General features: G+C 65.4%; 13 protein-coding genes. 5 read left to right on the forward strand and 8 right to left on the reverse strand.

The genetic code is table 11. The annotated features are described in order from the left end of the window. Window positions 1-200: 200 nt before the first annotated feature. Both AC0L23_RS08885 and ftsE read right to left on the reverse strand, forming a co-directional pair. The gene (locus AC0L23_RS08885; RefSeq protein WP_007597308.1) at window positions 201-1,169 is read right to left on the reverse strand and encodes a cell division protein FtsX; all 969 of its coding nucleotides are present in this window, start codon (window positions 1,167-1,169) and stop codon (window positions 201-203) included. Beyond that, window positions 1,162-1,821: a cell division ATP-binding protein FtsE gene (gene ftsE, locus AC0L23_RS08890; protein ID WP_008135325.1), complete on the reverse strand. Its 660-nt coding sequence runs from the start codon at window positions 1,819-1,821 to the stop codon at window positions 1,162-1,164. Before ftsE ends, AC0L23_RS08885 begins: the two co-directional genes overlap by 8 nt. A 191-nt stretch (window positions 1,822-2,012) precedes the next feature. Here ftsE and AC0L23_RS08895 point away from each other — a divergent pair, with 191 nt between their 5' ends. Continuing rightward, the gene (locus tag AC0L23_RS08895) at window positions 2,013-2,894 is read left to right on the forward strand and encodes an MJ0042-type zinc finger domain-containing protein (RefSeq protein WP_085385492.1); all 882 of its coding nucleotides are present in this window, start codon (window positions 2,013-2,015) and stop codon (window positions 2,892-2,894) included. Window positions 2,895-2,953: 59 nt separating this feature from the next. Next, window positions 2,954-3,328: a response regulator gene (locus AC0L23_RS08900; protein WP_018453253.1), complete on the forward strand. Its 375-nt coding sequence runs from the start codon at window positions 2,954-2,956 to the stop codon at window positions 3,326-3,328. Window positions 3,329-3,464: 136 nt separating this feature from the next. On the opposite strand, the gene AC0L23_RS08905 is transcribed toward AC0L23_RS08900, so the two are convergent. After that, window positions 3,465-4,625 carry a DUF4175 family protein gene (locus AC0L23_RS08905; RefSeq protein WP_085361194.1) on the reverse strand — a complete coding sequence of 387 codons (1,161 nt, stop codon included), beginning with the start codon at window positions 4,623-4,625 and terminating at the stop codon, window positions 3,465-3,467. Continuing rightward, complete coding sequence (locus AC0L23_RS08910; RefSeq protein WP_085361193.1) at window positions 4,613-6,547, reverse strand: TIGR02302 family protein; 1,935 nt, start codon at window positions 6,545-6,547, stop codon at window positions 4,613-4,615. Before AC0L23_RS08910 ends, AC0L23_RS08905 begins: the two co-directional genes overlap by 13 nt. 166 nt (window positions 6,548-6,713) lie before the next feature. Here AC0L23_RS08910 and AC0L23_RS08915 point away from each other — a divergent pair, with 166 nt between their 5' ends. Continuing rightward, complete coding sequence (locus tag AC0L23_RS08915) at window positions 6,714-7,097, forward strand: carboxymuconolactone decarboxylase family protein (RefSeq protein WP_027514149.1); 384 nt, start codon at window positions 6,714-6,716, stop codon at window positions 7,095-7,097. Between the two features lie 131 nt (window positions 7,098-7,228). Next, a complete protein-coding gene (locus AC0L23_RS08920) occupies window positions 7,229-8,125 on the forward strand; it encodes an NAD(P)-dependent oxidoreductase (protein WP_085361192.1) in 897 nt (298 codons plus the stop codon). 400 nt (window positions 8,126-8,525) lie between these two features. On the opposite strand, the gene AC0L23_RS08925 is transcribed toward AC0L23_RS08920, so the two are convergent. Both AC0L23_RS08925 and AC0L23_RS08930 read right to left on the reverse strand, forming a co-directional pair. Next, complete coding sequence (locus AC0L23_RS08925; RefSeq protein WP_018453248.1) at window positions 8,526-8,852, reverse strand: DUF1330 domain-containing protein; 327 nt, start codon at window positions 8,850-8,852, stop codon at window positions 8,526-8,528. 131 nt (window positions 8,853-8,983) lie between these two features. Continuing rightward, window positions 8,984-9,682: a winged helix-turn-helix transcriptional regulator gene (locus tag AC0L23_RS08930; protein ID WP_018453247.1), complete on the reverse strand. Its 699-nt coding sequence runs from the start codon at window positions 9,680-9,682 to the stop codon at window positions 8,984-8,986. A 182-nt stretch (window positions 9,683-9,864) separates the two neighbouring features. Here AC0L23_RS08930 and AC0L23_RS08935 point away from each other — a divergent pair, with 182 nt between their 5' ends. Continuing rightward, window positions 9,865-10,383 (forward strand): SRPBCC family protein, encoded by a 519-nt coding sequence (locus AC0L23_RS08935; protein ID WP_026232494.1) that lies wholly within the window; start codon window positions 9,865-9,867, stop codon window positions 10,381-10,383. Between the two features lie 56 nt (window positions 10,384-10,439). Here the strand turns inward: AC0L23_RS08935 and lysA are convergent, their stop codons facing one another. Both lysA and lptM read right to left on the reverse strand, forming a co-directional pair. Further along, window positions 10,440-11,705 (reverse strand): diaminopimelate decarboxylase, encoded by a 1,266-nt coding sequence (gene lysA, locus AC0L23_RS08940; RefSeq protein WP_085361190.1) that lies wholly within the window; start codon window positions 11,703-11,705, stop codon window positions 10,440-10,442. A 23-nt stretch (window positions 11,706-11,728) separates the two neighbouring features. Then, complete coding sequence (lptM, locus tag AC0L23_RS08945) at window positions 11,729-12,019, reverse strand: LPS translocon maturation chaperone LptM (RefSeq protein ID WP_007615309.1); 291 nt, start codon at window positions 12,017-12,019, stop codon at window positions 11,729-11,731. Window positions 12,020-12,068 lie beyond the last annotated feature (49 nt).

Below are 12,068 nucleotides of genomic sequence, written 5' to 3' on the forward strand. Positions count from 1 at the left end.
ACTATGTGGCGAAGCGCTGGGGCCGCGAACCAGATTTCCCCTCTCCCCTTGTGGGAGAGGGTGGCTCGCCGCGATAGCGGCGAGACGGGTGAGGGGTATGTCTCCGCGAACTCGCCTCGACGTTCGTGCACGTGGATAGAACCCCTCATCCGGCGCTTCGCGCCACCTTCTCCCACAAGGGGAGAAGGAAGAAAACCATCTCAATCGACATCATTCAGCGTCGCGAACAGCGTCTGGCGCGAGGCGACCGCGGTGATGGCGCCGATCAGCACGGCCTGCACCGCGAGCACGATGTAGCCGGACGGCCGCAGCGAGAAGGTGCCGAGCAGCGCGGCGAACTGGTCGCCGACGGGAGTGCCCGAAAACCAGCCTGCAATCGACTCGGAGAAGCCGAACACCAGCATGGCGGCGCCGCCGCCGATCACGCCGCCCTCCAGCCCCAGCCTGAGGAAATGACGCAGGAAGCGGTTGGCGATGTAGCGGTCGCCGGCGCCGACGAAATGCAGCACCTCGACGATCGGACGGTTCGCCGCCATGGCGCCGCGGGTTGCGAACGACACCGAGATGATGGTGGCGACGATGACGAGCGCGAGGATGCCGAGACCGGCGAGCACGGTGGCGTTGGTCATCGAGCGCATGCGCTCGATCCAGGCGCGGTGATCGTCGACGCTGGCGCTTGGCGCCACCTGGGTCACGCGGGCGCGCAAGGCGCCGAGATCGAGCGCCGTGCCGGGCTGCACGCGCGCGATGATCATGCGCGGGACCGGCAGATCGTCCATCGACAGCCCGGTGCCGAGCCAGGGCTCGAGCAGCTTGCCGCTCTCGTCCTTCGTGAACGGCTTGACCTCGACGATGCCGGCTTGCGCGCGCATGGCCTCGGTCACCGCCGCGGTGTCGCGTTCGAGATCGCGGCCCGTCTGCGGCCGGACCTGAATGGTGATCTCGCTCGCGACATCCGACTGCCATTCGGCGGCGGAGGCGCTCACCAGCAGCACCGTGCCGGTCGTCATCGAGGCCAGGAAGGTCATGATGGCGACAACGGCGACCAGCGCGCGGCCGTGGATCGAGGCGCGCGGCACGATCGGCGACATATTGCGCGCCCGGGCCGGAAGCGGCGGCCCCTCCTGCCCGAGATCGACCAGCACGCCGCGCTCGTCGGGCCTATTCATAGACGTGCAGCCGTCCCTGGTGCAGCACGAAGCGTCGCGCCTCGTACTGGTCCATCAGGGCGATATCGTGGGTGGCGATGATGACGGCGGTGCCTGACTTGTTGAGCTCGATGAACAGCCGCAGCAGGCGGCGACCGAGCGTCGGATCGACGCTGCCGGTTGGCTCGTCGGCCAGCAGCAGCTGCGGCCGCGAGATCACGGCGCGCGCGATTGCCGCGCGCTGCTTTTCGCCGCCGGACAGGATCGGCGGCAGCGCGTCCATGCGCTCGCCGAGCCCAACCCATTTCAGGAGATCGATGACCTCCTTGCGGTAGCTCGATTCGCTGCGGCCCATCACGCGGAACGGCAGCGCCACGTTTTCATAGGTCGTCATGTGATCGAGCAGGCGGAAATCCTGGAGCACGATGCCGATGCGCTTGCGCAAGTCTGCGATCTCGTCCTTGCCGAGCTGCGAGATGTCGTGACCGAACAAATTGACGAGCCCCCGCGTCGGGCGATGCGAGAGGAACAACAGGCGCAGCAACGAGGTCTTGCCGGCGCCGGACGGGCCGGTGAGGAACTGGAAGGAATGCGCCGGGATCTGGAAGTTGAGGTCGCGCAGGACCTCGGGCCCCAGGCCGTAACGCAATCCGACATTTTCGAACCGAACCAAGCTCAGCTCCGTTCGAGAGAGGCCGCGGGCCGCACGGCTGTGCTCCGCCACACGCGATCCGCGGGTTTTGCGGCCGTTATGGTTTCCGGTTCGTTAACGGTCGTCCTGTAGCATAATTGGTAGCATCTTTCCGTCTCGGTTCTCCACGACCGTGTCACGGTCAAGACTTGTCCATGCATCAAGGCTCGTCCATGCATATCGTCTGCCCTCATTGTACGACATCCTACGCCATCAAGCCCGCGAGCCTTGGGGCGAACGGCCGGACCGTGCGCTGTTCCCGTTGCAAGGAAACGTGGGTCGCCCATGCCGAGGATGCCATCGAGGAGGCATCTGTGCCGGCCATGGCCGCGGCCAGCCGGGCCGACGACCAGGCCGATCTCGCCGAGCAATGGAACTCCTATGCCCAGGACGACGGAGCCGCTGACGCGCCTGTCGTTGACAGCCCCTCGATCGCCAGCGACTGGCCGGACCAGGAAGCCGCCGACACCGAGGACGAATGGTCCGCGGCCGCCCGATCCGTTGAGGAGGAAGTCGGCGGCGAACAGCACCAGTCCTGGTTCCGTGGCCTGTTCGGCCGTCGCCGCGGCGCGCGAGTGCGCCGTCCGGTGGCCACGGCGGCCCCGCGAAAATCCCATTTCGGCCTGCCGACCGCCTGCGCCGCCATGGGCGCGCTGGTCCTGGCGCTGGTGATCTGGCGCGGAGACATGGTGCGGCTGCTGCCGCAGACGGCAGCCTTCTACAGGATGGTTGGCCTCGAAGTTAACCTGCGCGCACTCGCCTTCAAGGACGTCAAGCTCTCCAGCGAGACAGTAGACGGTAAGCAGGTGCTGGTGATCGAGGGCGTGATCGTGGGACAGGGCAAGAAGCCGCTCGACATTCCCCGCTTGCGCTTCGCAGTGCGCGACGCGCAAGGCGCGGAAATCTACGCCTGGAACGCCGTTCTGGAACAGACCGTGCTACAGCCCGGCGAGCGCGCCTTCTTCCGCTCGCGCCTGGCCTCGCCGCCGCCGGAGGGCCGCAATATCGACGTTCGCTTCTTCAACCGGCGCGACATCGCCGGCGGCAGCGTATAATCGATTTCGCAGGTCTCGCAGGCAAAGTTGGTGGCGAGATTGATCCCAAGGTTGGTCTCATGTCCAAGATCCTGATCGCCGACGACGAGGATTCGATGCGCCAGCTGGTGGCGCGCGCCATCGCCATGGACGGCCACGAGATCGTCACCGCGCAAGACGGCGCCGAGGCGCTGGAGATCCTCACGCGCGCGGACGGCAGGTTCGACCTGCTGCTCACCGACATCCAGATGCCGGTGATGGACGGCATCGCGCTGGCGCTTTCTGTCGCACGCGATTTCCCCGATTTGACCATTCTGCTGATGACCGGCTTTGCCGACCAGCGCGAGCGCGCCTCGAACCTCAATGCGCTGGTGCATGACGTCGTGACCAAGCCGTTCTCGGTCGCCGACATCCGCACGGCGGTGGCGGACGCGCTGGCGGCGAAGAAGGGGTAGCGGCGTCGGGGCGCCACGTATTCCGCTGTCATGCCCCGGCTTGACCGGGGCATCCAGTACGCCGCAGCCTCTCGATTGAATCACAACCGTCTCGGAGTACTGGATCGCCCGGTCAAGCCGGGCGATGACAGAGAACTCAAAAATCCTTCAGCAGCCGCTCGATGTAATCGAGCTCGATCTGCGGGCGCGAGCTGTCCCCCAAGCGGCGGCGGAGCTCCTCGAGGATGCGGCGGACGCGCTGGGCGTCGATCTCGCCGGGGATCTTGACCGTGTAGTCGTCGCTCAGATCGCGGCCGTGAAGTGGGCGACCGAGCGGATCGGTCTGATTGCCGCCGCTCTGCTGACGACCGGGCCGGTTGCCGGGGCCATCGCCCTGCCCGTCGCCATCGCCCTGCTGCATCGCCTCGGCCATCTTCTGCGCGCCCTTGCGCAAGGCCTCGAGAGCTTTCCCCTGCGAGTCCACGGCACCATCCGAATTGCCTTCGCCGAGCTGCGAGCCGGCATCGCCCATGGCCCCGTCGGCGGCGTCCAGACTGCCGTCGTCATCGCCCTGGTCACCGTCCTGATCGCCATCCTGGCCCGGCTGTCCCTGCTCGCCCTGCTGACCCTTTTGCCCCTTCTGGCCCTGGCTCTTCTGGCCCTTTTGCCCCTTCTGCGTGAGGCCGCGCTTGGCGAGCTCGTCCTGCAGCTTCTTCAGGCGGTCGCGCAGCGACTGCTGATCCTGCTGGAGATCCGACATCGACTGGTCGCCCTGCTGCTTGCCGCGCGAGCGCTCACGCCGGGAATCCTGCCCCTGCTTGAAAGTCTTGTCGCGCAATTGCTGCTGCTTGCGGATCATGTCGCTGAGTTCGTTGAGCGCCTGCTCCATGTCGCTGTCGCCGGATTGCCCGGGCTGCGCCATCTGGAGATTTTCCATGATCTGCGCGAGCTGTTCGAGCATGCGCTGGGCCGCTTCTTTATTGCCTTCGCGCGCCGCCTTCTCGATTTGCTTCAGCAATTCGTCCAGGTCGCGCTGCGTGATGACGGAACGATCGCGATTGGAGGATTGGCTCTTTTCCGTCGCACGCTTGTAGTCCTCGAGCTTCTGAATCGCATCGGATTGATTGTTCAGGCTCTTGCCGGATTCCTTCTGCCTGAGGCTGTCGCCGGAATCCTGCATCGCCTTTTCAGCGCCATCGAGCAGGGCATCGACATCCTGATCCTGCTGGGCAGCCACGGGCGAGACGCCTCCCAACAGGAAGGCGAGGCAGGCGATCGAGATCGCCTTCAAGACTGGCACGCGTGCTAGCTTCCGCATTTACGGTCTCGCGTCGACTGGTTGGCCCCGTCGTTGCCCGCCTTCGCCCGGCTGCTCGCCGACTTCCGATAGGCCTGAAGCTGCTCGCGCAGCGCGTCCTGCTGCTTCGCCAGCTCTTCGAGCTGCTCGGGCGTGGCGTTCTGGGTCTTTTGTTTCAGCTCGACGGACTTGTCGAGGATGAGCTGAACCTCTGCCGGGAAAGGCTGCCGCGGGCCAAGCGGATTCTGCTCGGCGCGCCGGGCGAGATCGCGCACCTTGCCGGCCATCGCCTCGCGAAGCTTTTGCGTCAGCGCCTTGATCTCGTCTTCGCTGGCGCCGCGTTCGAGCGCCCGCTTGAGCGCATCCTGCGCCGAGCGCAGCGCGGCGTTGACGCTGCCGGCGACACCGTCGTCCTCGATGGTGACCGCGAACGCCCACATGCTTCCCACCACCTCGCGCAGCGCGTCGTCGGTGCGGGCGGCCTCCAGCTGCTGCGCCAGGCTGCGCAGGCCGAGATAGCAGCCCGCATCCGGCGTGAACAATTCGGGCGCGATCATCAGCGCGTCGAGCGCGGCGTAGACATCCGAATTCTTGTTGGCGTCGAGCGCGAGGATGCGGCGCTGTTCGACCAGCGCGCGCGCGAGCGAATTGGTGAACAGCCGCTCGGGCAGGCGCATGTTGAAGGGCTCGCTCCTGGCCTCGTTGCCAGCCTCGTCCTTGGCAGTGAGGGTCAGCGTGACATCGGCGCCGGCATAAGGATCCTCGCTGAGGTCCTTCACCGTCTGGCCGACGCCGTTGCGGGTGCGCGCATTCGGGAGCACGAGCGGGAACTGCGGAGGTTGGAATAGCGGCCGCGCGGTGGCCTTGGTGTCGGCCTCCTTGCTGCCATCTTTGGCATCGGCGGGACGCAGGCCGATTTGCGCGTCGGCGCCGGTGACGCCGTAATCGTCCTCGACCTTGTAGGTGAGCTGGAGTCCGCCACGGGCTTGGCGCTCGGGATCCTTGGCCAGCGCGATCGTCGGCGCACGGTCCGGCGTTGCCGCAAACGCCCATTGCGGCTGGCCGGAGGGCGCGCGGACATGCGCGGTGCCATCGCCGCTGATGGTAAAATGCTTCTCGTTGGTGCCCTTGGGCGCCGCTTCGGTGGGCGCGACGTCCTTGAGGCCGCCGGAGACGACAACATCCAGGCTGCCGCCGGAGGAGCGCACGATCAGCGTCGAACCTGCGGGAACGGCAAGCGGGCCGCTGGCCGGCAGCGCGGCGGCCTCCTTGTTCGCGGCCGACAGGATGACCGGCGGCTTGCCGGTGTAGAGCGGCGGCGTGACCCAGGCATCCACACGAACATTCGTCGGGGCCAGCACGCCGTTCCAGTGGAAGGCGGCCCCGAGCCGCATCGCACGCTCGTCGCCAGCGGCGAAAAAGGTCGCAACCAGCATCACCATGACCAGCGCGCGCAGCGCCCATGGATCATGCAAAGCGAGCCGGGGCTTCGGCAGACCGGCGCGGATGCGCTTGATCGAAGCCAGCGTGCGCTCGCGCTGCGCCCGCCACAATGCCTGCGCAACCGGGTCCTGCGAGCTCAGCGTGTCCGTCAGCGTGGTGGCCGGCCGGTGACGGATGCCGGAGCCGCGGTCGAGTCGGCCCAGCGCCTCCTCGCGGCTCGGCCAGCGGAAGCGACTCAACGGGAACAGGACGGCAGTCGCGACCCCGGCGAAAACGACAAGACCGATGGCGCGGGCAATGGACGGCAGCGCCAGCCAGAGGCCGGCCCAGGACACCACCAGGAACAGACCGATGACGGTGAGAAGCCGCGCCAAATTTGGCCAGGCACGCTCCCACGCGATGGCATAAGTGGCCCGCTGCAGGGCTTGCGCCAGCTTCAACCGCGACAGAGCGTCGCCATCGCGGATCGGGTCTGACGGGTCGGGGGTGACGCCGTTCAATCAACTCTCCAGGTTGCCCGGTAGAGAAGCGTACCACAACGGCAGCACTGAGGCATCCGTTCCTGCACGGGAGACACCCCTTTTCCCGCATAACACGAGGACGTGACTGGCCCGCCGCAACCCCGTAATTTCCGCGCCGCCATCCAAGGAAAAAGAAGGAAACGCCATGGACAAGAAGATGCACGACAAGGGCCTGGAAGTCCGCAAAGCGGTGCTGGGCGAGGCCTACGTCAACAACGCCCTGAAGAGCGTCGACGATTTCAACCGTCCGTTCCAGGAGATGCTCAACGAATATTGCTGGGGCACCGTGTGGGGCCGCGAGGAGCTGCCGCGCAAGACCCGCAGCATGCTCAACATCGCGATGATCGCGATCCTCAATCGACAGCACGAATTCCGCGCGCATCTGAAGGGCGCACTCACCAACGGCGTCAGCCGCGACGAGATCCGCGAGATCCTGATGCAGGTCGCAATCTATGGTGGCATGCCGGCCGCGGTCGACAGTTTTCGGATCGCGCGCGAGGTGTTCGCCGAGATCGACGGCAAGGCGTGAGCTAGACTAACGCTCTTAACTCTATCGCTTCGTCATCGCGAGCGGAGCGAAGCAATCCAGAACCCTCCGCGGCGACAGTCTGGATTGCTTCGTCGCTTCGCTCCTCGCAATGACAACGGGAAGGAAACACCATGGACATCGGATTCATCGGCCTCGGAAACATGGGTTTCCCGATGGCGCGACGGCTGATCGAGGCCGGCAACCGGCTCGTCGTGTTCGACGCGCGCCAGGAGGTCGTTGACAAGTTGGTGGCGCGCGGCGCCACTGCGGCGACGTCGCCGAAGCAGGTCGCCGACCAGGTCGAGACGGTCATGGCGAGCCTGCCTTCGCTGCAGGCTTCGCTTGCGGTTGCGACGGGGCCGAACGGCGTGATCGAGGGGAGCAGCGTCAAACGCTTCATCGATCTCTCCACCGTCGGCTCGGCGATGGCGGTGAAGATTCACGGCCTGCTCGCCAAGCATGGCATCGTGCAGATCGACTGCCCCGTCTCCGGCGGCGTCGGCGGCGCCGAGAAAGGCACGCTCGCGGTGATGGTCTCGGGGCCGAAGACGGAGTTCGAGCTGCTCAAGCCCGCGCTCGAGATCATCGGAAAGGTTTTCTTTATCGGCGAGAAGCCCGGCGCGGCGCAGACCATGAAGCTCGCCAACAACTTCTTGTCGGCCACCGCAATCGTGGCGACCTCCGAAGCGGTAGTGATGGGCGTCAAGGCCGGACTCGATCCCGCCGTGATGATCGACGTCATCAATGCCGGCTCCGGCATGAACACCGCCAGTCGCGACAAATTTCCGCGCTCGGTGCTGCCGCGCAGTTTCGACTTCGGCTTCACCACGGGACTGATGGTGAAGGACGTGCGGCTGGCGCTGGAGGAGATGAAGCAGCTCGGCCTGTCGATGGAAGTCGCGGATGCGGTCGGCCGGTTGTGGGAGACGGTCATCAGCGCGGAAGGCGCCGAGTCCGATTTCACCGCGGCGATCAAGCCGATCGAGAGGAAAGCGGGCGTTTTGGTTGGCGGCAGGCCACCCAGCTAGGGCCAACATGAGAACGCAGCGCCGACGACCGGCGCTGCGCTGTCCTCCTTGGAACGATCTGCTACGAGCGGCGTCTGCCAAGTTCCGGAAGGTCGGTCGGCTGCTCCAGTTGCAGGGAGGCCGAGCCCCCGCTGCATTTGATATACTTCTCGTCGCACCTGCGCATGCACCGTCTCTCGCTCGAGCATTTCGCAGAGGTATTGTTGCAGCTGACCCACGTAATGTCGCACCGTGTGACCCGGGCCGACGCGACGCCGGAGAGTCCGAGCACGAAGGCCACGCTGCAAGCTACGAAAAGCATGCGAAGCAGGCCGGCGCCGGCGAGTGAATCGTTCATTCGATCTCCTGTGTTGGCCGGGCACGTCTGCGCCTGCGGCCGGGTTTTTGACGAAGACGCAGTTCAAGCCTTGGCGAGATAGGGGATCGTGCCGGCCAAGTCCGTATCGTCGATCAACTGGAAGCGGCTCTCGCTGCCGCCCCTGCGCGCTGCCGCGAATCGGCCGTAGGCGGGATCAGTAACGAAGGACTCCGCCGCTTTCGCCGTGGGAAAAGACATGATCGCGATCAGCGATGTGTCGAGAGGGGCACCTTCAAGAGTTTTCACATTGCCGCTGCGGGAAAGATACTTGCCGCCATGCTTGTGCACCAGCTCGTGGACGGACGCGGCGTAGTCCGGCACCCACTTTCCGTCAGTCACTTTGATGTCCGCGATCAGATACGCTGTCATGTCGTGTCTCCTGGCTCGAGTTCAGCTCCGCGTTGAAGGGCGGGCATCACTTGGTGCCAGAACACGGCGCGGACTTGCCAGTACGGGAACTGTAGCGGGGCGATACAAATACTGAATTGCGCCGCCCTGGATCAGCTCGCCAGCTTGCGTTCCTTGGCGAACGGGCTAAGGCCGAGCCAACTTTGCATGGCCGCGGCAAGCTGCCGATCGCCGGTGAGCAGCATCCGCCGGCTTGCGGCGGCCGCCCGCACGGAATCGAGTCCCATCCAGATCGCCGTCATGGTGCGCAGATCAACCGACACGTAAAGGTCAACATCGAAACCGGGATCAATCGAGCAGAGGTCGACACTGTCGTCGGGATCGACGATCAGCCACCACAATCGCTGCGTCGAAGGTAATTCCGGATACGCGAACTGCAGCACGCTGCGGCGGGTCGGCATCGGCGTCGTGTTCAAATTCCGCCGCATGTCCCACATCAACAGCTGGACATCGAGATGCTGAAGCGACAGATCCGACTCGATGCGGCGCTGGCCCCAGATGCCGAACGCCTCGACGATGGGGCCGAGTTCGCGTCCGGAAGCGGTCAGCTGATACTCGATCACGCCGCGCTCGGAAGCCGACGGCTGGCGGATGATGATGCCTGCAGCTTCGAGTTCCTTGAGGCGCTGGGAAAGCAGCGCAGGCGACATGCGGGGAACGCCGCGGCGCAACTCGTTGAACCGGGTCGAGCCGGCGACGAGTTCACGTAGCAGCACGACGGTCCAGCGCGTGCACAATATCTCGGCCGCCATCGCGACCGGACAGAACTGCCTGTAGCTGCCGATGGTCATGCGGGCCTCCGTGACAAGCGAAGGCGCAACCTTAGGGCCGCGGCGCGCGGCTTCCTAGTTCAGTTTCTGTATCAGCAGCGATTCATTCTCTGAACTGGCCGCGGACCGTGGTGAGCGTCTATTCGACCGGCATTGGCAAGCCGGCCGCCGCAATCGCGGCCCGCCGGACACAGGAGATTACCATGAAGAAATACGATTCAACGGCTTCCAGATTGCTCGTTTCGGTTCGCAGCGCCGCGATTTGCACCCTCGGCCTGGGCGTCGGCGTCATGCCGGCGTCCGCAGCCAATCTGACGAGGAGCATCGAGGTCAGCAGTGCTGCGGCCGAGGTGTGGTCCGTCATCGGGCCGTTCTGCGCGATCAAGGATTGGCTGCCGCCGGTGGGGCAGTGCATTGCGGACGGCAAGTCGCCGCCAACCCGGACGCTCGTCACCAGGGACGGCAAGGCCTCGTTCGTGGAGACGCAGACTGCGCGGAACGACAAAGACTACAGCTATTCCTACGCGTTCCTGTCGAGCCCACTGCCGGTGAGCCAGTACAAGTCGACCATCAAGGTCACGGCAAAGGGTGAAGGCGCATCGGTGGTGACATGGACCGGCATCTACACGCCCGACCCGGGGCGGGAGAAGGAAGCGGTCGATGCCCTCGGCGGCGTCTATGATTCCGGCCTCGCCGCAATCAGGGACCGGTTCAAGAAGTAGGGTCAATGCAGCGATGGGCGCAGCGCTAGCTGCGCTCATCGTGGACAATCACAGCCTCATAGCCACGGCGCCGGCGTATCCATCGCGATCAATTGCTCGACCTCGATGCGCGGACGCACGACCGCGTACTGGTCGCCCTTCACCAGCACTTCGGGCACCAGCGGCCGCGTATTGTAGGTGCCGGCCTGCACTGCGCCGTAGGCGCCGGCGGTCATGATGGCGATGAGGTCGCCGGGCTTTGGCGTCGGTAGCGTGCGATCGAGTGCGAGATAGTCGCCGGTCTCGCAGACCGGGCCGACGACGTCGGCCATGATGGTCGCGGCCCCCGTCGCAGGCTGCGTCACCGGCAGAATGTCGTGATGGGCCTCGTACAGCGTCGGGCGGATCAGATCGTTCATGGCGGCGTCGATGATGACGAAATTCTTGCCGTCACCGTGCTTCACATAGATCACCTTGGCGACCAGGATGCCGGCATTGCCGACGATCAGGCGGCCCGGTTCGAACATCAGCGTGCAGCCGAGATTGTGGCTGACGCGCTTGACCATCGCGGCATAGGCGTCGGGCGCCGGCGGCGCCTCGCGGTCCATGTAATAGGGAATGCCGAGACCGCCGCCGAAATCGACATGCGAGATGTTGTGGCCGTCGGCACGCAGCGTCTGCACGAATTCGGAGAGGATGCGGAACGCGATCTCCATCTTGGAGAGGTCGGTGATCTGGCTGCCGATATGCACGTCGGTGCCTGTGACCTCGATGCCCGGCAGCTTCGCGGCGCGGGCATAGACCTCGCGGGCATGCGCGATCGGGATGCCGAACTTGTTCTCGGACTTGCCGGTCGAAATCTTCGCATGCGTGCCGGCATCGACGTCAGGATTGACACGGATCGAGATCCGCGCGGTCTTCCCGGTCTCGGTCGCAAGGCGCGACAGCAGCTCGAGCTCGGGCTCGGATTCGACATTGAGGCAGAGGATGTCGGCCGCCAGCGCAGCGCGCAGCTCGGCTTCCGTCTTGCCGACGCCGGAGAACAGGATCTTGCTTGCTGGAATGCCGGCGGCCAGCGCGCGCTTCAATTCGCCGCCGGACACCACGTCCGCGCCGGCGCCGAGCCTGGCCAGCGTGCGCAGCACCGACTGGTTGGAATTTGCCTTCATGGCGTAGCAGACCAGCACCTTCTCGCCCGCGAAGGCGTCAGTGAAAACGCGATAGTGCCGCTCGAGCGTCGCGGTCGAATAGCAATAGAACGGCGTGCCGACGGTTGCAGCCAGCTCGGACAGGTTCACCGCCTCGGCGTGCAGCACGCCGTTGCGATAGTCAAAATGATTCATGGCGTTGGCTCAGTTGCCCCAGCCTATCGGCTGGGTCTTTCGTCCAGGAGCGGGTCGAGGATAAACGGTTTCTTCCTGCCCTTGGTCGCCGCCGGTGCGGCGTCCGCGCCATAGGTGGGGTTGAACACGCTCGGCGTCTTCTGGGCTTCGGTCTCGGTATCGGTCGGCGGCGCGACGTTGGCCGTTGACGCGCTGGAGGCGGTCGGCGGCAGATCCAGCGGGCCCTTGCGGCCACAGCCGGCAAGCGCGAGCGCCGTCAGGCTCAAGACAATGATGGCCCACCCCGAGCCGGCCGGGCGAAACTTTGACGTCACGACGAAATCCCCACTACGCGCGGCGCACCATACAGAGATTGGCGCGCTC

The organism is Bradyrhizobium sp. MI1.4 (genome assembly GCF_055811315.1).